General features: G+C 41.9%; 18 protein-coding genes. 12 read left to right on the forward strand and 6 right to left on the reverse strand.

All coding sequences use genetic code 11. The features are described from left to right. Positions 1 to 671 (forward strand): transposase (locus F0364_RS20420; RefSeq protein ID WP_153798152.1); only part of this gene is annotated, 671 nt, incomplete at its 5' end. Positions 672 to 1,348: 677 nt separating this feature from the next. On the opposite strand, the gene F0364_RS20425 is transcribed toward F0364_RS20420, so the two are convergent. The 3 genes from F0364_RS20425 to F0364_RS20435 are packed head-to-tail and all read right to left on the reverse strand — an operon-like array spanning position 1,349 to position 3,241. Further along, positions 1,349 to 2,146, reverse strand: a complete 798-nt coding sequence (locus F0364_RS20425) for an ImmA/IrrE family metallo-endopeptidase (RefSeq protein WP_153799670.1) — start codon at positions 2,144 to 2,146, stop codon at positions 1,349 to 1,351. Between the two features lie 2 nt (positions 2,147 to 2,148). Then, a complete protein-coding gene (locus tag F0364_RS20430; protein WP_153799671.1) occupies positions 2,149 to 2,496 on the reverse strand; it encodes a hypothetical protein in 348 nt (115 codons plus the stop codon). Positions 2,497 to 2,503: 7 nt separating this feature from the next. Further along, entirely contained in the window at positions 2,504 to 3,241 is a 738-nt protein-coding gene (locus F0364_RS20435) for an RNA polymerase sigma factor (RefSeq protein ID WP_153799672.1), read from the reverse strand. A gap of 143 nt (positions 3,242 to 3,384) precedes the next feature. Between F0364_RS20435 and F0364_RS20440 the strand changes: the two genes are divergently transcribed. The 6 genes from F0364_RS20440 to F0364_RS20465 all read left to right on the forward strand — a co-directional run bounded on the left by F0364_RS20440 (position 3,385) and on the right by F0364_RS20465 (position 8,898). Continuing rightward, complete coding sequence (locus F0364_RS20440; RefSeq protein ID WP_153799673.1) at positions 3,385 to 4,350, forward strand: CBASS oligonucleotide cyclase; 966 nt, start codon at positions 3,385 to 3,387, stop codon at positions 4,348 to 4,350. A 3-nt stretch (positions 4,351 to 4,353) separates the two neighbouring features. Beyond that, positions 4,354 to 4,869, forward strand: coding sequence for an HORMA-1 domain-containing protein (locus F0364_RS20445; protein ID WP_153799674.1), 516 nt, complete (start codon positions 4,354 to 4,356; stop codon positions 4,867 to 4,869). Continuing rightward, positions 4,870 to 5,805 carry an AAA family ATPase gene (locus F0364_RS20450; protein ID WP_153799675.1) on the forward strand — a complete coding sequence of 312 codons (936 nt, stop codon included), beginning with the start codon at positions 4,870 to 4,872 and terminating at the stop codon, positions 5,803 to 5,805. Positions 5,806 to 5,807: 2 nt separating this feature from the next. Further along, entirely contained in the window at positions 5,808 to 6,527 is a 720-nt protein-coding gene (locus F0364_RS20455; protein WP_153799676.1) for a DUF6602 domain-containing protein, read from the forward strand. Positions 6,528 to 7,082: 555 nt separating this feature from the next. Further along, positions 7,083 to 7,847: a restriction endonuclease gene (locus F0364_RS20460; protein WP_153799677.1), complete on the forward strand. Its 765-nt coding sequence runs from the start codon at positions 7,083 to 7,085 to the stop codon at positions 7,845 to 7,847. Then, complete coding sequence (locus F0364_RS20465; protein ID WP_153799678.1) at positions 7,840 to 8,898, forward strand: nucleotidyltransferase family protein; 1,059 nt, start codon at positions 7,840 to 7,842, stop codon at positions 8,896 to 8,898. Before F0364_RS20460 ends, F0364_RS20465 begins: the two co-directional genes overlap by 8 nt. 175 nt (positions 8,899 to 9,073) lie before the next feature. Here the strand turns inward: F0364_RS20465 and F0364_RS20470 are convergent, their stop codons facing one another. Together F0364_RS20470 and F0364_RS20475 are read right to left on the reverse strand one after the other, a co-directional pair. Continuing rightward, positions 9,074 to 9,622 carry a carboxypeptidase regulatory-like domain-containing protein gene (locus tag F0364_RS20470; protein ID WP_153799679.1) on the reverse strand — a complete coding sequence of 183 codons (549 nt, stop codon included), beginning with the start codon at positions 9,620 to 9,622 and terminating at the stop codon, positions 9,074 to 9,076. Further along, on the reverse strand, positions 9,619 to 10,308 hold the full coding sequence (locus F0364_RS20475) for a hypothetical protein (protein WP_153799680.1): 690 nt from the start codon (positions 10,306 to 10,308) through the stop codon (positions 9,619 to 9,621). The genes F0364_RS20470 and F0364_RS20475 overlap by 4 nt, the downstream gene beginning before the upstream one ends. A 574-nt stretch (positions 10,309 to 10,882) precedes the next feature. Between F0364_RS20475 and F0364_RS20480 the strand changes: the two genes are divergently transcribed. The 5 genes from F0364_RS20480 to F0364_RS20500 all read left to right on the forward strand — a co-directional run bounded on the left by F0364_RS20480 (position 10,883) and on the right by F0364_RS20500 (position 18,253). After that, entirely contained in the window at positions 10,883 to 13,117 is a 2,235-nt protein-coding gene (locus tag F0364_RS20480) for a DNA/RNA non-specific endonuclease (protein ID WP_153799681.1), read from the forward strand. A gap of 42 nt (positions 13,118 to 13,159) precedes the next feature. Next, the gene (locus F0364_RS20485) at positions 13,160 to 13,507 is read left to right on the forward strand and encodes a hypothetical protein (protein WP_153799682.1); all 348 of its coding nucleotides are present in this window, start codon (positions 13,160 to 13,162) and stop codon (positions 13,505 to 13,507) included. Then, positions 13,504 to 16,203 carry a hypothetical protein gene (locus tag F0364_RS20490; protein ID WP_153799683.1) on the forward strand — a complete coding sequence of 900 codons (2,700 nt, stop codon included), beginning with the start codon at positions 13,504 to 13,506 and terminating at the stop codon, positions 16,201 to 16,203. Before F0364_RS20485 ends, F0364_RS20490 begins: the two co-directional genes overlap by 4 nt. Next, positions 16,121 to 16,600 carry a hypothetical protein gene (locus F0364_RS20495; protein ID WP_153799684.1) on the forward strand — a complete coding sequence of 160 codons (480 nt, stop codon included), beginning with the start codon at positions 16,121 to 16,123 and terminating at the stop codon, positions 16,598 to 16,600. Before F0364_RS20490 ends, F0364_RS20495 begins: the two co-directional genes overlap by 83 nt. A gap of 372 nt (positions 16,601 to 16,972) precedes the next feature. Beyond that, positions 16,973 to 18,253 (forward strand): hypothetical protein, encoded by a 1,281-nt coding sequence (locus F0364_RS20500; protein ID WP_153799685.1) that lies wholly within the window; start codon positions 16,973 to 16,975, stop codon positions 18,251 to 18,253. Here F0364_RS20500 and F0364_RS20505 read toward each other — a convergent pair. Next, positions 18,208 to 19,092, reverse strand: coding sequence for an NADP-dependent oxidoreductase (locus F0364_RS20505; RefSeq protein WP_153799686.1), 885 nt, complete (start codon positions 19,090 to 19,092; stop codon positions 18,208 to 18,210). The two genes, F0364_RS20500 and F0364_RS20505, sit on opposite strands and share 46 nt — an antisense overlap. Between the last annotated feature and the right edge of the window lie 472 nt (positions 19,093 to 19,564).

The following is a 19,564-nucleotide window of genomic DNA, read 5'->3' on the forward strand; positions in this document are numbered from 1 at the left end:
ATTTAAAATACCTGATGGTATTGCATACGGTATATAACCAGCAATATCAAATGCACAGCACCCGCAGTTGCCGTGCAGAGGATCGTATTGTAAATATTCACCAGCCGCATGTACGCCCCATAGTCCGGGGCAAGGATGGTAAAAAAGTAGAGTTTGGCAGCAAACTGCAGGTATCGCTAAGCGGTGGGTTTGCGTTATTAGACAAGTTAAGCTGGGATAATTTTAATGAAGGCGGCAGCCTGAAGGAATCGGTAACGCTGTACAAAAAACGACTTGGATATTATCCCGCCGAAGTATTGGCAGACAAGATTTACTGTACAAGGGAAAACAGAAAAGTGCTGAAGGAATGGGGCATCGCATTAAGGGCTAAGCCACTGGGCCGTCCGGCTAAAGAGGCACTGCACATTCAGGTAAGTCCAGGGGAGCGCAATCCAATAGAAGGCAAGTTTGGGCAGGCAAAGGCTGGTTATAATATGGAGTGCATCAAAGCCAAATTACAAAACACCAGCGAGTCGTGGATTGCTTCCATTATTTTGGTGCTCAACCTTGTTAATTTAATGAGGCTGGGCCTCTATTGCCTAAATTTAATCAGTAATGCAGCCAGGCGCTTCGCCAGTCATCTTCAAGAGGCTTGCTCCCGGAAATTTTGGCAGCCCCATTTTCAAGGATAGTTATTGAGCAAGCCCTATGTAGTGGCGCTGTCATGCTTACATTGTGATTTTAAATTTTTTAATCATGGGTTTCGCCCTACGGATTATATACACCACTTTCCAGAGCTCCTTTATTGTGTTCAGTGACAATGACGATTCCTGGCTTAATTTACGTTATAGGCTACAACATTTTGTTCGTCCCTGACAGCCAGGTACCTTAAAGCAATTTCATTTTTTGGAATAATGATATAGGGATTGCATTCAGCTATTTGTGGGTGTGCCGTCCAGAAATTCATTGGTACAAAAAGACCGACGACAAGTATGAGACATTACCCAACCCCATTTCGTTCTTATTTCTTCGACCATGTCATTGCCGCGCTTATACGAGAATTTTATTACTTCATTTAAACCTGCCTGCCGTCCTACTTCTTTAATGTAGAAGTTAAATTCCGGGTTGGAAATTTTAGGCGTTTCCATTTTGTATTTTGCAAGTATTGCCTTTGGTTCAGGTCTGAGAGGTACGACGATTCGTGATGAAGTTTTCGTTTGTGTAATGAACAACATTTCGTCTAATAATTAATATCCGCAATAGGTATTCAGCAGCTACCGCTTAAGAATATTTATCAGCCAGATAGTAGCAGGGATATGAAGCCATGAAAATAAAGAAGGAGTGTAGCTATTTCAAGTTATTACCCAAACTATTTTTCCCAGATAATACTCAAAACGAAGTTGTGTCGATCTGAATAAATACATTTTTCAAAAAAGGGACGATCTATCTGCCAGCCCGGCACGTATTCAAACCAATCATTTGCCGTTATAGGCAATTCTTCATTAAATTTCTCTTTGGTAGCAAAGTAGGCACCAGCTAAAGTATTTTTAGGTACAATACCGATTGGCTTTTTTAGCCATTTGAACGGGAAGTCGTGGCTGTGTTTAAACCACTTTATTCTTTCATTTTCGGAGCATACCAACATAATCGGATGCTTATCTATTGTCATCAATTTGAGCAAGGTCGCCGTAATACTTGTTTTGTACTTTTCAGACAGATGCTCAACCAGTTTAAAGGTAAATGGTTTTTTCAAGCAATCTTGCTTTATACGACTTTCTGGAAGCAATAAGCTGGAGGCAAAGTAATCTGCCTCCAATTCAACCAGATTTTTAGAGGAAAAGTCAATCTTGGAAGGATGAGATGGCGTCCTCCCACAAAGCAGAGCCCGCCTGTGTTCATCAATGAAATAATGACCAAGCTCATGGCCGAAGGTAAATCTTGACCTTACATGCGCAGCAGAATAATTAATCGTATTGATAAAAATATGGAAGTGCCCATTTTCCTGTTCGATTAAACCATCGAACGAATTACCATAGTTGCCATAAGTATAAGTAATTCCTTTTTTCTCCGCGATAGCAGAAGGTTCTATCGATCCTGTAGGAAAATAATAGTTGGCAATTGATTCAGCTAGTTCTGAAAGTTCAACCTCTCGTTTTCTGGAAAGCATATTTATTCATCCTTTTTCTTCTGAGCCAATTTCAATTTGTCCTGCGCCATTTTTGCCTTGATATCATCAGGAATGTTTTTACCCTCACGGGCTGCTTGTGCCAATTTATTAGAGTACTCATCCTGCTGGTCAATATGGAATGAATTTATATCGCATCTGAAATTTCTTTTGCCTAAAAACTGATATGGATCGCTTAAGCGATCAGGCAAATTCGCCTGATTTTTTTTCGCCAAGTCTTCAATTCTTTTAAAATCAGCAGCAGTTCTTGGAAACATAAATCCCAACTGCCTTAAAGATTTGCCAATATTATCATCAAACAAATCGTCCATGTTGTCAAGTTCTTTGTTCATGATTGGCTTATTTACGAACAACTAATTTATTTTCAAGTTCAGCTTTGAGGGCTTTACGAATCTTTTCCAAGATTTTTCTGATGTTCTCGCGGGTAGTGCCCCACTTCCTTTCAAGTTCATCCAAAACGGTGCCAGGGGTATATTTTCCCGGTACATGGTGGGCATAGGTGGTAAGGATGATATCTCTATCGCGTTCGGACAATGTTGAAAGGTATTTGTTAAGTACGGCCAAGTTTCCATCGTCTATCAGGCCTTCAGCGCCTGGCTCCTGATGACCATCAACCTGCTGTTCAACCTTTTCCATCTCGTTGACAAACTCACTATAGTTATCATCTAAGTGCTTGGAAACAAGTTTTTTATCAATAATATAGCTTTCTTCCAGAGGCTCGTCCGGTTTTTTATATGCTTCGTCCAAATAGTGATCAAAAAATACGTGCTGCATAATGGTGGTCATCCACCCCAGTATGGAATATCTGATTTTATCCGGCCTTTGAAGTTTAGATCTCCTGAAAGTATGTGCTCGTTCAAAGATCAAGTTGAAAGTGTCTGCCAGTAAGTCTTGGGCCGAATCCTCATCCTTTGTCACATTATTAGCTATGATAAGCATCTCCCGCCAGTAACGGCTATAAACCTCACCATAAGCATCCATCGCCTCCTTAGGAAAATCGGCCTTCATTCCCATTAATTCAATCAGGTCTAAATCGGACTCGTGACCGAGTTGGGATTCGCTGAAAGCTGTTTTCATACACGCAATGTCGCTATTTATAATAGTACTTAAAAGCGTGAAAACACCCTTCATTTTCCCTAATTCACACATTTCAGTATCTATTATAGTGAAGATAATCAAATTAACCTGAAGATACAATAATCATTTAAAATCATACAGTTATGGCGAGATCGCATGTAGGGCACAGTGAAATCGCCCAGTTCGCGAACGATAAGGTGAACCTGCCGAAGGATAAAGCGGACGAATACCGTGCGCAGGCCGGCAGAGTGAGGGAAAAAGTTACTGGATACCTGAACGACCATCCCGACTTCGCTTTAAAGAAAATTATGCTCTCAGGCAGCTTGGCCAAAGGTACAGCCCTCCGGACCTTAAACGATATTGATATGGCCTGTTACATTAGTGGGTCGGAGGCACCAAAGGACGTCGCCAACTTACTTTTATACCTTGCTGAGAAGCTACGTAATGCTTTTCCAAATCTCAGCCCTGAACAGGTGCAGCCGAAGACGTATTCTGTAACCATATCGTTTCGCGGTACTGGCTTAGACATTGATGTAGTTCCGATCCTATATTATGGTGATACCAATTGGTACGGATGTGTGGTTAACCAGGAAGATGGCTCACTGCTTGAAACCTGTATTCCGCGGCATCTGGAGTTTATTCGCTCGCGAAAACAGAAACAACCGGCTGATTTTGCCCAGGTTATAAGGCTTGCCAAATACTGGGCACGTCACGTGAAGTTAGAGAGAGACGGCTTCCGGTTTAAGTCTTTCATGGTAGAGCTGATCATGGCGAAATTGTTGGACAAGGGCACAGATTTTTCGGATTATCCCGAAGCATTACAAAGCCTCTTCACTTATCTGGCTACAACCAACCTCAATGAACTGATTGTTTTTTCTGATTACTATTCAATTGCCCAAGTGCCTGCCTATACCAACCCGGTCAGGATCGTTGACCCAGTGAATGCTAAAAACAACGTGTCCAGCCTTTATACGAAAGCACAGGCTGAAGCCATTGTCGAGGCTGCAATGGACGCTGGTGACGCTATAGATGCTGCGCTGACAGCTACCACTAAGGAGAAGACTGTTGCATATTGGCAAAAAGTATTTGGGTCATCTTTTCAAATTTAAACTATGAGCATTAGTTACACTACCTCAAACACGCAAACATTTACCCTAACCCATGCCAAATATCTTGCCTGCAAAGTGGCGGCGGATCTTAAGCGGATACAGCGGTTTTACAACTCTCCCTCAGATATGGAAATTGCCGACTACGAGATGGAGCTGACTGAGTACCTGAAAGCAGGATACTTGGCCGAAGTTACCTATGGCTTTCAACGTAATGGTAACTGGGTAGAACCAACATTGCGGTATAGCGCGAGGGACTTGGCAGGATTGGTCGGTTCAGATGATGATCCGGGACGTGTACGTACAAACGCGAACGTAACAGGCGCGGTTTTTACCTCATATCTTATTCGCAACGATGCCTACCACCAACTATCAACGGCTGACCAAGAAAAATTCCGTGGGCAACTACCGTTTAGTAGAACCGGCGCACCAGCACCTGGTGTAACCGGCTATATAAGCCAAGATAAAAGCTATTCCTCAGGAGGCAAGGCGCTTGATCGATCATCAGTTAAATCGTTTTAAATGGAAAATATAAAACCATCATTTTCGGAATTATTTGAACCAACGGTCGTTTATCCTGATCCTGACATGCAGCAGCGTTTAGGGATGCTGGTCGGCCTGGACGATACCAAAGAACGGGTAAAAAAGATCCTAAGCTTGTTAATAAACCCCAATGGTGTGCAGGAGTGGGTGAACAGGTACCATAATGGAGCTAATCAGGTACTGAATTTTGTAACCCGCCGACCACCACTGATTGTTCTGGCAGGAGACGTTGGATCAGGAAAAAGTGAACTGGCGTATACTATCGGGGATGCGGTAGCCAGGCAGGAGGACCTTAACGTAGAACTATATCCTTTGAGCTTAGCTACTCGGGGTCAGGGAAGGGTTGGGCAGATGACCCAGCTCGTCTCTGCGGCGTTTGACTACACGTTGGATAGGGCTAAAAAGCTTAAGGGAGCCGGATCTAAATCCCACGGTGCTGTTATCTTACTCGTGGATGAGGCCGATGCACTGGCCCAATCGAGGGAAAACGAACAGATGCACCACGAGGATAAGGCAGGAGTGAATGCATTTATCAGGGGTATCGATAGTCTGGGCAACGGAAAGTTTCCTGCTGCTGTGATCATGTGTACCAACCGTTCCAATGCCCTGGACCCGGCAATTCGCAGAAGGGCTGCCGAAGTCATTAATTTTGAAAGACCTAACGACCAGGCAAGGTTTCAGGTTCTTGAAACTCCGCTCCGCGAGTTAGGCCTGGCCGCTAAGGATATTACTAAAATGGTGGAACTTACTGGACCAAAAAAGGAACGGTCTTTTGGGTTTACTTTTTCTGATTTAGTACAGCGCTTAGTACCTGCTATCATCTTAGACGCCTACCCAAATAGCGCAGTAAGACCGCAAAGAGCCATTGAAATAGCAAAAACAGTAATCCCTACTTCACCGTTTAAAGAGTCATAACAATGGAAAAATGGAGCTTAGAAACCCTTTTACATGGGTTACACGATGAAATTCATCAGCGGCTGCAAATAGCCAGACAATCATTTGCTCACCCCGGTACAAAAGGAGATGCAAGTGAAGCAATATGGCTACAAATGCTACAAAAATACCTTCCTGAAAGATATAGAGCTGAAAAAGCCCACGTTGTAGACAGCAAAGGTACCTTTAGTGATCAGATGGACGTAGTGATATTTGACAGACAGTACTCACCTTTTATATTCAATTTCGACGGCCAGTATATTATACCCGCAGAAAGCGTGTATGCGGTATTTGAGGCAAAGCAGTCAATAAATGCTGGCTATGTAAAGTATGCACAGGAAAAAATTGAAAGTGTGCAAAATCTTCACAGGACCAGTTTACCTATTCCGCATGCTGGTGGTGTATATCCAGCCAAACCTCCCATTAAAATCATTTCAGGTATCTTAACTTTTGAAAGCGACTGGAATCCAGGAATGGGGGAGGCATTAAGGTCTGCACTTGTTAGCGGGAACAGCATACTGGACGTTGGTTGTGTCGCCTCCCACGGCTATTTTCGGTACAATTCTACAACGAAAGATTTTGACTTCTATTTAGGAGGGAAACCCGCAACAGCTTTTCTCTTCAAATTAATATCTATGCTTCAGTTTAGTGGTACAGTGCCAATGATTGATGTGTTGGAGTATTCAAAGTGGCTTAATCCTTAAAGGAGGAAAGAAAGAACCTCACAAAACAACTTGCTGCAAGTACATCATAGTTTTTCACTATACTTTCGTTTATCGACGACCAATAGTCAATGCTTGATTCAAGTCCAGAAAAAGACTATGAATATCTAATGCAATAAACAGAATTGAAAATGCAAAAAAATAAACAAGGTACTATTCAACACCGTTTAGAGGATAAATTCCACCTATCCTCTTGTGTGGGACATCTGTGGGACTCTCACTAAGTGCGGTCTTTACCCCATTTAGATCGAGCTATATGTATTCAAAACCAACCGCCCGTACAATGAATTACCCGTACCGCTGAAAGTCGCTAATAGAACTGGCCCGGCGAGCTTCGATATCGGCTTTTCTGCAGATAGTTTAGCTAGGGCTGAGCGGGCATGTTTTATTGGCCATCAACAGAATGCAATTTGTAAAGACGTACAAATAATGGAGAAACTAACCGGTGAGGGCTATATTGATTGTTTTGTTTTGTAATAATATAGTTAGGAACATGTAGATTGATAAACGCACTCACAGTATTATACTAAATCAGCAATGGCAGATTACCAAATTATAAAAAATGATCCAATTGATTGGATAATGTTGCAACACGATGTTTCACTTGTTTTGAAGGATTGTGGTTATGAGACGGAAGTTGAAAAGACGATTGAAACTGTCCGAGGAAAAGTTGAAGTTGATGTAATTGCTACAAAAAAGAAGGCTTATACTAGTATGGTACTATGCGAATGTAAATACTGGAACACGGCTGTTCCACAAACCGTCATTCACGCTTTTCGAACTGTGGTGGAAGACAGTGGCGCCAGCCAGGGAATCATCATTTCAAAAAATGGTTTCCAAAAAGGAGCTTTTGAGGCCGTTACTAAATCAAATCTTGTCTTACTAACGTGGCAAGAATTTCAAAATGCTTTTTCACTGGACTATATCCATCATGTAGTTGATCGGAATTTCAAAAAAGGGCATGAATTGAGGATAAAGGTCAACCTGGTGCTGGAAATCTACCATCAATACCCGTTTGTATTAAGCAATGAAGAATTTGCCGATTTTCAATTATTGAGAAAAGCTCATAACCAATTTCTCTTTTATTCTTTCAGAGAACATTATGAACATTTAGACACGAGGGAAATTTCACTCGCTGAAGTAAACCGTGGAATAGCTGTAGCTAAAAAAGATCTTAAAATTGATGTAAATTCACTAAAAGAATATTTCGATTACATTTTTATGATGTGTGAACAAGAGGTATTAAAAGTTGCTTCAATATTGGCGACAGTCCAAGATAGAAAAAAAAATAAAGGTGAATAAAAAAACTAAATACACGATTTATGGGGGTATCGCTGGTGGAATTATTAATGGAGTTTTGAATATTATCAATCAAAACAACGAACAACCTGATGTTCCGATTGACTGGCTTCGGGCTTTAAAGGCAACGCTAAAGGGTGCTGCAGTCTGCGGCACAGGAGGCTTTCTTGTGGGTGCATACGTTGACTATCGAAATAGCCTCGAAAAACCTATAGACACAGATTTGGAGCTTGGAAGTTTAATTATGCAGGTTCAGTTACGACAAAATGATAGGAAATACTTGGTTTTGTGCGAAAAAACAGACTGGTTAATTTCAAAAATTAAAAATGAATATACATCCGACTTAAAGGGTGAACCTTTTAGATTTGGATCTACCGAAGAAGGTACCGCTCTAAAAGAAAAGTATGATATTGACGTTTCCATGTCTTTTAAGCCAGGTGCATTTGCTTCGACCTACGATATGTATGAGATTTTGTATGAGCTTATAAGAAAAATGGAGGGGGAAAACGGACTCTTACGAGTAAGGAAACAAACGGTGTCTCTGGGAGTATATTTTGATCTCGGGTATGGACAGGAAGGTAAGGTAGACATAGTTCCTATAAAAATAACGAAGAGAAAGGGTAATAAAACTTCAGGCTATATATACAAAAAGTCACGTGATTTATTTTCTACCAATACTTACCAAAAGACAGATACTTATTTACTGAGCAAAGAACGACTTTCAAAGACTCAAAAGGAAATACTGGTCGCTTTGAAGTGCTGGAAAAGAAAGCAGGGTGTTCCCGTAAGTTCCCATTTGTTACAAAATTTAATCAAGGATGCCTATGCATATAACGTAAATAAAATTCCATATGGTCTTACTCGGAAAATCATAATGGTATTGTCCCATATAAAAGACAATATTGATTCAATATATTTAACAAGCATAGAAAATAGCAATAATGTAATAACAAACATCCCGGATAGCGATAAGGTAATGATCAGGGAGGCCTGCAAAAAAGTAATCGAGGACTACAACTATCAGACGAATTCAATTGTTAATTATTTCGTTTAACTCAATATGAGTTGCGCAATATTTCTATATTGAGTCCTGTCACATAGATGACACACATCTTTTGCAATTCGTTGCTCAGCAAAGTAATCAAGTTCCTGGATTGGGAACTGTGAGACTGTAAATGATCACTCCAAACATACCTAAAAAGCGTCAATACGGACACAGATTTTAATGTCTAATCTTTTCCTATTTCACTACGTATTTCCTCGATGGTTCTTTTCATTTCTTCATATTTTCTTTCTCTATATTCTTCCCGCAGTCTATTGGCCAGCGATTTTAGAGTTTCCCATGAATTAGCTACCTCTGTGTTGATAGACGCTACCAACACTCCCGATTCCCCATATCTTTTTTGATTAAGATTTTTCTCAAGCTCCGCCAAAAGACCACCTATCGCAGGCTTTCGATACAACCTGATGTCTTTGGCCATAGTGGTTCCATTCGATCTTACATTCACATCCTGAGATTCATCCCGGTATTCGTTTTTGTGATACTTCAGCAAGTATGTTTTCAGCTCAAGGTTCACAAACTCATATTGACCATCAGCTTCTGTGCGGTCTTTCCCTTCATCTTCAGTGTCTATAGTTACCTGGACACCGTCGAGCTTCTCTCCTGTCTCGCGGCTATAGACAGTTCCCTTGATATTCCCAGTTGCATTAATATAAATAAAACTCGTATACACAAATACTCCCAAAATCAAAAAAATAAATATGCGCTTGCTTTTCATTTTCTTTTGTTTTTTCTTCGATAATCAATTATGGAGACAATAATAATGATGATAATAAATAGCACACATATAACAACCTGTATTTCATCGATGCACAGTTGTATCTTATTCCCAAAACTTATGCCCCTCGTTACTTCCCCGTTTTCCGGATCGACGATTGTTATATGGCTGAAAGGTCTTGTGTCTAGTAGCCCCTTGTAACTAACAGTATAATACATTGCGTATTTATATCGACTGAATATTTTGTTAATGCTGATTGTATAATGCTGTTGATTGTGATACTGTTCAAGTATGCCATCGTCTTTTTCGCGTTCTGTTACCAGACATCTGCAACTGGCCGAATATTTCACCGGTACCTTCTCTACAAGAGTATATATATCTTTTAGTTCATCAGATACTGAATATTCAATCACGATATTAGATTTCTCCTTTCCAAAAACAAGCATTTCCAGTTTTAGTAATTTTTCTTTCTTAATAGTGTCTATTTTGATTTCCTTCAAATTCCACCGGATTGCATCTTGTTTGGCAAGTTGAAGACCCAGCGTAATGACAGCCGTAACTGCTGCAGGAAAGAGGTTTTTTATTACATACTGAAGAATAACTTCCCAGTATCCAGGTTGGCTATTGGGAGTTGGAGGTAACTGCTGAGAGGTGGGCCGCTTCCAACGTTTGCTTGCTTTTCCCATAGAAAGTGACTTGAATATTTGATATTAATTATTATGTATACCTATTTATTCTTTTTTCAAGCGGATATGCTTTAGTATTTGCTTTATACATCATGTTTAAAAGCCAAGCCAACGCCTGTCTTATTTTGAACGATTATTTTGTTCGCCTTTTGTACTTTTTGTATGTTATCCGTTGGAATGTAACTCTTTAATTCTTCCTCAAATAGGGTGTTTTTCACGTTTTTTACTAATACAAGATTTTCATCTTCTCAATGACAATAAATAAATAGCTTATGAGGTAGTTGGAACTAAACTTATGACCAGAGGAGTATAGATCAATACAGAATGCCTTACGTATGTTATTTGCACTTTCCACTATATTCCCAAATGAATTCGCACAGTGTCAATGCCACTTGCCAAAGTAACTTTTTGAGATTACCTTTCCCATGAACATATACTTTTTCAGGCATTGCAAGCGATTTATCCTGCTTCAAGATGTGGCCATTTACCGTGAAAAAACGGTACCAGGCAAGTTTTATTCCTTTTAACTTACTCCATAAACAGCGCTCACCACAATACTTTAACTCATTTATCAATGGAAAAATCCACAGGAGTTCCGCCCTACATACGGGAAGCCGCCAGGAAGCGTTTGCAGGAAACGCTCGAAGAACAACGGATATCCCTAGACAAAATCAGTCGTGAAGAACGGCCGATGGACGCAGAAGATAAGCCGGATCGTAAAATAGCGTATATCCAAAAACATGTTGGAGTATCCAAAGATATCGCTTCGGCAATAGCTAATTACGATGACCCCAGGAACCTGCCTATCTCAGAAGAAAAAAAGTCAAAAGCGGAGAGCATGCAGGGCGCTACGCTTGATTATTTAGACATCTGTTTTGCGGACTTATGCCGTGCAGCTTCCAGGTCTGTCGCACGGGTGATATTTGATGACGGGTCGCCCCAGGGAACTGGTTTCATGATTTCTCCCGACCTGTTTATTACCAATCAACATGTCATAAGTTCCGAGGCGATGGCTCATGGCATGCAGATTGAATTCAACTACGAGTCTGATTTCAGGAAAAACCTGCAAAACGTTACACGCTTTAAACTTGCACCAGAAAAATTCTTTCATGCCGTGCCATCAGACACCCTTGATTTTGCCATTGTCGCCATCGGAAACAAGGTATCCGGGCCGCTGGATGCCGCCCAACTGGGCTTCCTGCCCCTGGTGGATTCTGAAGACAAGCACATAAAAGGAATGTTTGTCAACTGCATCCAGCATCCCGGTGGTTCAACAAAACAACTGGTTGTCAGGGAAAACAGGCTATTGGCCAGAACAGATACTACGCTTATCTATGGCTCCGATACAGAAAACGGTTCGTCCGGTTCACCCATTTTCAACGATGAATGGGAAGTACTTGCGCTGCATCATTGGGGGGAACCCTACAGGGCAGTAGTAGAACAACCGCAAGGATTACCTGAAGCCGGAAACGAAGGCATCCGCATTTCGGCCATCGTTACATATTTAAAAAACTTCAACGGCTTTAAACCGCATGAGGCACCACTCATCGCTGCTGCCTTATCTTACAACTTCCGCTTCCCGAGTCTGATGACTGCCCCTGTTAGACCGGCTCCAATCGGCCACCAACACAATTTTCCCACGGATATTAAAAAAAATGAAGCCATGCCAAGTAGTGCAATAACCAACGTCGGTAATGTTCAGACCTTCACCATCCCGCTGACTATCTCAGTACAACTGGGACAATTAAGTGCCGCCAACACCGGTCCGCAAGTAACACAAACAGATACACCCTCCGCTGGCGAGGAAGCTATCAGAAAATTTATCCCGGACCCCAATTACAATAATCGCCGTGGATACAATCCCAATTTTCTGGGCAGGAAAATACCCCTTCCGGTATTAAATGAACAACAGAAGCAGGATGCGGCCCGCAACCAGCTGGCATCGCCATCGGCAGACCCTTTTGAACTGAAATACTACCAGTTTAGCGTAGTCATGAACGGCAAAAGAAGGATGGCTTTTTTCACGGCAGTCAATATTGATGGCGCTTCGGTAATTAGCATTAAACGCGAAACCGGCCAGGTAACGCGCGGCCCGGAATCTGTCGGTGCGGAAAGCGCAGAAGCAAGGGAGACATGGTATGATGATAACCGCATAGATGACAGCGAGATCAGTGAAGATAACATCTATCGGGATAAACTGAAAATGTTTCAGCGCGGCCATCTCGTGAAACGTACCGACCCATCCTGGGGAACAGAGAGCAAGGCCTTTAAAGGTCAATCGGATACTTTTCATTTTACCAACTGTTCACCCCAGCATAAGGATTTTAACCCTAAAACAACACGATGGGCCGGCGTGGAAAACTGGATCACCAAAACCAGTAATGATGCAGATATCCGCGTAAGTGTATTCAGCGGACCGGTCTTTACACCGGACGACCCGCACCTTGGATACCTGCAGATTCCAAAAGCTTACTGGAAAGTGGTTGCCTGGATGGAAGAGGGCGAACTTTTTTCCACCGCAATTATTGCAGACCAAAGTGACCTTATAAAAAATATTGGAGAGGAGGCCATCGGATCAGAAAGCCTTTTTGATGACATACCCGCGCAATTGCCGGAAGATTATCATGTCACTATTGCAGAGGTGGAAAGTAAAACAGGTTTGGATTTTGGAATTTTAAAAGATTACGATATACTCGGTACAGGAAGTGCAGAAGCCTTACACGATAACGGGGATGGAGGCGCAGGCGTTGGCAATGGCCGCTCCCCATGGCGTATTTTCTCCTACAACGACATCCTAAAACGCAAATGATATTAAGCCAGCCAATAAGTTTTCTACTGCCAATTTCAAAGCATGAAAAAGCGGGAAAAGCTATTCAATGAAATCACCAAAGCCATTTCTGGCATACCGGAGGGGGCCATTGATAAACAACTATACCTCTCAAAGGCCAGAAGGCTTTATAAATCCTGCGGATGCAAGTTCGGTGCAGCCGTAATGATGATCGTATTCATCCTGTTTCCATTCTGGTATATATTGACACAGGCTGAAAAAATATCCCTGTCAAATAACAGGTTTTTCCTCCAGTGGTTGGGATATACATTTCTGGCAACCCTTACCGCAAAGCTGTTTGCGCTGGCAGTTACTTTCCTGGAAATGAAATCACTTTATAAAATGATTAAAAGAAAAATCCTGTTCCCATGAGCTGCTGGGAACAAGAAATAGAAGACCGCAGTAACTGCATCCGCAGCAGGGATAACGGATACGAAAGCTGTTCAAGGAGAGAGGATCGAGGTTATTCGCAGTGCTGCGACTGGTTTCCCTGCAACCTTATTTGCAGTGCCCTGGTGTGGATTTCAAATATAGTGTGCGTAGCCTACACCTGGGTAGCTCAAATCGTATGTCTCGCTTATGCTACCATAAAAAAGCTGGTTTGTGATGTAGTGGAATTTGTCATTATGGTAGTCGAAGAAATTGCAAGGATCGCAACGGCTGTTTTCAATTTCTTAAAAAACCTGTTTTTCCCTCCAAAACCATACTACATAGCATATTCGACGGAAAGTAAGCGGGTCGCAAGCAGTTTACAACCACAGGCTGACGCCTGGAGCGCCGCTTTTTCTATCGAGCAACGCACAGAAGCATCCAGGTTCAGGTTCCGGGACACGGGGCGTTTTCTACGATACACCTTATCAAATGAAACTGTCCTTTGGAATGCAGGTTCGGGTGACCTCGCCGGCAGGACCTATCAACCTGACAACGAAACAGTCAGAAGCAACAGTCTCCCCATCGATGGCGCTGTATGTGTAAGCTATCAAAATGTAAGAGCGGGCGAATTCAGTATACCACCTGCTTTTGACATGATTGCAGCATCCGCAGACAGGGTTATCGCCAAAGAGGCGGGAAAAGCGAACTACTATATCTCTGTTCCTACACACCTCTATCTGCACCAGACCAGGACAGGCAACCTGCTGGTACTGCCACAGACCTGTTTCATCAATGATCCGCAATTAGGAAAAGGGGAAGCAAGACTACAAGACTTGATCAACCCTATCACTGTTGCTTTCGACGATGAAATTCATCCTGCTACATCAAGATTTCCCTTTTACAGGGCGTTGTTTAGGCTGCTGGAAAATCCCCTTGCAAAGGAAAACGGCAATTTGAGAGAGAAATTCACACAGATGGATATCCGGTTATTGTCCCGTGTATGGGTCCGTATGGAAACACGCCCGGCAAAGAACAGCTACCCCGTCCCCGTGAATTATGTGTCGTACGACCATGTCACTTATAGAAATGGGCCTGATGACTCCGCCGATATTATTACGAGGCAGTCCATCGACTATAATACAGTGTTGAGCCTGGGTGTCGGGGTATCCCATTTTCATGAGCAATACGATGATATCTATGGTGGTGAAATGGATACACTGGATGAATGGTCTCCTGTCGGAAGTTGGAATACGGGCTATCGACTTGCCAATGGCCCCATTGAAGATATAGGAGGATGGGTGGACGGCACCTGCATTTATTATCAGCTTGTGGAAGTCCCCTTTTTAAGGGTAATGAGCGATTCAAATGACAGGGAAATGGAGCTCCAGGCACAATTGGACAATTATCCCGTTACAGAAATCCCCAACCGCTATTTTGCAGGACGATACCTGGTGTTGTGGATCGATGAACAGCAGGCCTTTAATGAACGGTGGCGGGCGCTGGGTTTTCAAGATTTTTGGTACCAGTCTTTTGTCAAACCCGTTTCGGCGAATTTGTCTAAGCCTGAGAATAACCCAATATTTCATTTTAACGAAGCCGCTTATCTGGACCCAATGGCCAAAGGGTTTATCAGGCCCTTCAGCAGGATGGCTGTGGCCCGTCAGGTAATTATCATCAATGGCTATGACTTCGACGCCCGGAGCTCCCAGCCGCACAGGCTTTACAGCATTCATTTTTGCTGGCCTACAATGGACCGCACCTGGCGCTGGCGTCCGCTGCCGACCCATTGCGAGCCAGTCCTACTTACCAGCAAAGAAATGCTCGTCAATGACTGGTGGCCTTTTGAACCGCCTGGAACAGATGCCGTCCTTCCTCAATCTGTCGCGTTGCGGGAGGATATGACCATTTACCTTAGGGGGCAAAAATTGATCAATGGCTATGCCCATCGGGGAAGATGGGTTCAAAAATACCTCCCTGCCAATTGCGGGGAAGTCCCTTCTGAACAAAATTTGCAGGCAAATGAAAATGCTACAAGCGACGGATATTACCATCCCTGGACATTTTACGAGGAGGAAGTATTTCAAAAGATGCACAGCTGGTACAGTCACTTTGGTGTATATCAGAATATAAACTCAAGATGTCAGTTCTATACTGTACGCATAGAAGATAACGATGGAATCAATGAGGAAGAGTTGGAAACATTCGTATGGGCCGATGAACAACACGGGTTTACCCGGACACACCGCAAAATATCCTGGGCAAGAATAGCTGATATCCTCGACAGATTAATACCCATCCTGGCTATCGCCATTCCAATACTGGTTGCCATCAGCGTATTTAATTTTTTAAGTTCCCTTGTTGCCCTCCTCGCTTTGCTGGGACTTTCTGTTACTTATATAATAACCACGAATCCACATCCCTCTTATTTTGAACCGGTATTGTATTTCAAAATGAGAAAAATTACCCACTTGGGTTACATCATGTGGTTTTACGATAAACGTGAAGACAAGACGATACGGTTTGACCATGTGGCTTCAGCTGGAGACAAGAAGTTATCCAGCAAGGCTCATACACAATTGACTGCAACACATGACCCCACTAAAAAAATTTACTGTGTATCCGGATTTGCACTACCGCAGTATCCGGAAGATATCTATACCCGGCAGCATTACTGCACCGCAGATAAGTTGGGCTAAACTAACCCTGCAACTAAACGCTGGTAAGGACCCGGCTGCGTTACTCATCCAGTTCAGGTCGGCCAAAACGATAGAGGAATTTGGTGGGGAGCCGGATCCATTCATTCAGTGGCTGTCCTTAAATGTGGAGAATATCAAGCTTGGCTTAATTCATCCCGACGAATTACTACTCTTTCAAATCCGGTTTTACGGGAATTTTCAATATGATCCTGACAACAGGATATTTATATATGAACTGCCCATCGATGGAATAAATGTACCCGTTACTGAGCCGATAAACATTTTTCAGCAAGAGCAGGTCTCTTTGCGAGGATTAAGCTTATGGTTTATTGGATTGACAGGTTTGGTAAATATCAGTGAGCAACTGGTGATCGCTACTGAGGTAATCAATGAATAATTTCAGCCTGCGGAATCCCCGTAGTATGAAGATGTAATAAAGGTTTTTACTCACTAACAGCAAATAGTTATTGAGCCTATTAATGGCTGGTAATTCTTATTTGTTATCAGGGCATTTGGGATACCCTGTATCGTCCAGGAATTTAGGTGACGTTTGGATGTGATATGGTAGGCAGTATTAAGAATTATACTCATGTAGATTTGTGCAACTCCCTAGTAGAAACAAGACAAAGGAAAACATAACACATTGATAAATACAACTATTGATACCGTAAAATTTGGATATCCTGCGTTTAGGTGTTGAGTATATTAATTGTTGTGTGCACGCTGCAGTCACACTAATAACTTATTTACAAACAAAAATATCTATAAGATGGAAACAAAACCAATGATGGAACTGGAACAAAATCCGCAAGGTGTTCCGATCTTAAGCTATAATGTTCCTGAACCGACAAGCTATTCAATGAATCATATCATAAGAGTTGACCTCTCGGAATTTGGAAAGGGAAGTGACCTCAAGGATGTTTTTGTTGAATCCGCATTTGAAAGCAAAAGAGAAGATAATCATAATGGCTCTGGAGAAAATTCAAATGATACAAACTCAGCCAGCAATAGCTTCGAGGAAGCAATCGCGGAAATAGTAGAAAGGGGAGAACAGATGCCCGAGTTGGGGCAAAGATCGATCGGAGGAATTTATGGTAGACCCTATTACACAGAGTCGATCAATAAATTTATCAATAGGCTTGATTTCAAAGAATTAGAGAAAATTCACCTAAAATACAAAAATGCTCCTACTATGCCTCAACTTAGGCTAGGTCAAATCTCTAATCAGCCAAGGTTGATTTCTGTTCCACGAAAACCCAAAATTGAACCACAATTATTAATCCTTGAGAAATACAAATTATCTACTTTTTGTGGAGCTTACGGTGCAGGTAAAACTATTAACACCTTTTCCCTTTTGCCAGGGGAAAAGACCAAATTAAGTGTAAAGACCTATTTGAGAACGGAAGAAACAAGAAAAGAAGCAGCAAGCATTTTAGATTCATACACTGACGAAAATGCAGAGGAATTTGAAGACAGCATCATATCAGAAGACAATTCAAAAACCAACTCTGAAGTGCACGGTGAATTGAGCGCCGAAATCGAAGGAGAATATAACTCTGGTGTTGCAAGAGTTAAGGGTAAAGTAAATGCAAAAGGAGGTACAAGTTCTTCCCGAGAAGAGTTCGCAAAAAATGTGCAAAATGCGACCTCAAAAAATGCTAACAAAGCTTCAACGAAAAGAGAAAGCCAGATCAATACCTCTTCCGAAAGTTCTATTTCTTCTGGTCAAGAGTCGGATATTGTAAGAGAAATTGAAAATATAAACGTAAGCCGTACCGTGAATTTTATTTTTAGACAAATGAACCAAGAATACATCACTATTCTACACATGACAGATATTAGAGTGGGTTTCTTCAATGGCGAGAGTGGGTCTGTTGATATATACACTCTGCCTGAATTAGACGATCTACTGGAAAAATATATTCTTCTAGATAAAAGGGAGGTTGTTAGAAAATATATTTCGAATGAGATTAGTTCTATTTTGGATTATAATGACTCAATTCCTCAGCCAATAGATAGGCCAGCAATGTATTGCAGGTCATTTTCGTAGGTAGCGTTTGGTGTTACATTTACCCTGATAACATCTACATTTTTTTCTGCCTTCATTCTTTCAATAAAGGATTTATTAGGATGTATCACCAGGGAAAGTAATTTCCCACCTGGTTTAATCGCTGCCACAGAGCGGCTGAGATGGTTTTCATCATCGCTCAGCATATTGTCATCGCTCCAGACTGCATCATGAACGATATCCGCGTCTGTAATGATTTCTTCGAAACGCTGGGTTTTATAATCGATGAATTCGTCTGCGCCCAAACTCAATACAAAATCCCGGTTTGCCCCGGAGGCCACTCCGATTACGTAGGCGCCAAAATGCTTAGCGATCTGCACGGCATAATGTCCAATGCCGCCGGAGGCACCATGAACAATTACCCGGTCACCTTTCTTCACTTTACCCATATTCACCAGTGACACCCAGGCTGTCATAGCGGCCATCGTTGCGCCGGCAGCAGCCTCGAAACTTACGTTAGCCGGCTTCAGGACGAGATCAGTCTCGGGAGCGGCAGTAAATTCAGCGTAGGCATTGGCTTGTCCAATAAACTTATAATTTCCGAATACTTCATCGCCGGCTTTAAATTTTTTGACTGTTGCTCCCGTGCCCACCACTACGCCGGCAATATCCCAGCCCAGGATGACATGCTCTACGGTATCCCTTGGTGCATAAATGATATCCAGTGCCTGCTGGTTCCTACGGACAAAGGCGTCTACGGGGTTAATACTGATCGCTTTTACCTGCACCAGTACTTCATTCGCTTTAATTGCAGGAACCGGAACGTCTGCCAACACCAGGTTTTCCGGAGCCCCGGTCTCTTTTAATACAATTGCTTTCATCTTTTTGATTTTTAAAAATTGGGCATAAGAAGTCCTGTACCTGGCTATGCAGGTATATATAAATTTTCTTTTTACTTAGAATTAATTAAACGACTGCCTGTATTGATTCTCGACTTGTCTTCCGACATTAAAAATGAACTCTTCAGATAGTTGGATTTGAAAAGTTTTTAATTTTAAGAAAAATCTACTGCATCTTACCTTAATTGTAACTTATTGTTTCAGAAATACTTGGGCAGGTTCGAACCTAAATAGAATAAAATCCAAAAAGGTTCATAATAACAGATTTAAAGGGGAGTACTTACAGGGAAATTCTATCATGTTAGTTCCGAAGGCGGGCCAGTTGAGGAGTTTTCTTTTTGAGAGATTGAATTAATTATCGAAAGTAGTAGAATAGTTTTTTGAATTATTTAGGCAGAATTTATTAACATTATACATTCAAATTCTTCAGTAACGATGAAAAGTTATTAGAGCA

The organism is Foetidibacter luteolus (assembly GCF_009650435.1).
GTDB lineage: Bacteria > Bacteroidota > Bacteroidia > Chitinophagales > Chitinophagaceae > Foetidibacter > Foetidibacter luteolus.

What these genes read in the sequence shown, in the direction of transcription:
- F0364_RS20485 (WP_153799682.1), top strand. Translation starts at nt 13,160, where the DNA reads ATGAAAAAGCGGGAAAAGCTATTCAATGAAATCACCAAAGCCATTTCT.
- F0364_RS20450 (WP_153799675.1), top strand. Translation starts at nt 4,870, where the DNA reads ATGGAAAATATAAAACCATCATTTTCGGAATTATTTGAACCAACGGTC.
- F0364_RS20500 (WP_153799685.1), top strand. Translation starts at nt 16,973, where the DNA reads ATGGAAACAAAACCAATGATGGAACTGGAACAAAATCCGCAAGGTGTT.
- F0364_RS20425 (WP_153799670.1), bottom strand. Translation starts at nt 2,146, where the DNA reads ATGCTTTCCAGAAAACGAGAGGTTGAACTTTCAGAACTAGCTGAATCA.
- F0364_RS20460 (WP_153799677.1), top strand. Translation starts at nt 7,083, where the DNA reads ATGGCAGATTACCAAATTATAAAAAATGATCCAATTGATTGGATAATG.
- F0364_RS20490 (WP_153799683.1), top strand. Translation starts at nt 13,504, where the DNA reads ATGAGCTGCTGGGAACAAGAAATAGAAGACCGCAGTAACTGCATCCGC.
- F0364_RS20470 (WP_153799679.1), bottom strand. Translation starts at nt 9,622, where the DNA reads ATGAAAAGCAAGCGCATATTTATTTTTTTGATTTTGGGAGTATTTGTG.
- F0364_RS20440 (WP_153799673.1), top strand. Translation starts at nt 3,385, where the DNA reads ATGGCGAGATCGCATGTAGGGCACAGTGAAATCGCCCAGTTCGCGAAC.
- F0364_RS20475 (WP_153799680.1), bottom strand. Translation starts at nt 10,308, where the DNA reads ATGGGAAAAGCAAGCAAACGTTGGAAGCGGCCCACCTCTCAGCAGTTA.
- F0364_RS20480 (WP_153799681.1), top strand. Translation starts at nt 10,883, where the DNA reads ATGGAAAAATCCACAGGAGTTCCGCCCTACATACGGGAAGCCGCCAGG.
- F0364_RS20445 (WP_153799674.1), top strand. Translation starts at nt 4,354, where the DNA reads ATGAGCATTAGTTACACTACCTCAAACACGCAAACATTTACCCTAACC.
- F0364_RS20455 (WP_153799676.1), top strand. Translation starts at nt 5,808, where the DNA reads ATGGAAAAATGGAGCTTAGAAACCCTTTTACATGGGTTACACGATGAA.
- F0364_RS20430 (WP_153799671.1), bottom strand. Translation starts at nt 2,496, where the DNA reads ATGAACAAAGAACTTGACAACATGGACGATTTGTTTGATGATAATATT.
- F0364_RS20435 (WP_153799672.1), bottom strand. Translation starts at nt 3,241, where the DNA reads ATGAAAACAGCTTTCAGCGAATCCCAACTCGGTCACGAGTCCGATTTA.
- F0364_RS20505 (WP_153799686.1), bottom strand. Translation starts at nt 19,092, where the DNA reads ATGAAAGCAATTGTATTAAAAGAGACCGGGGCTCCGGAAAACCTGGTG.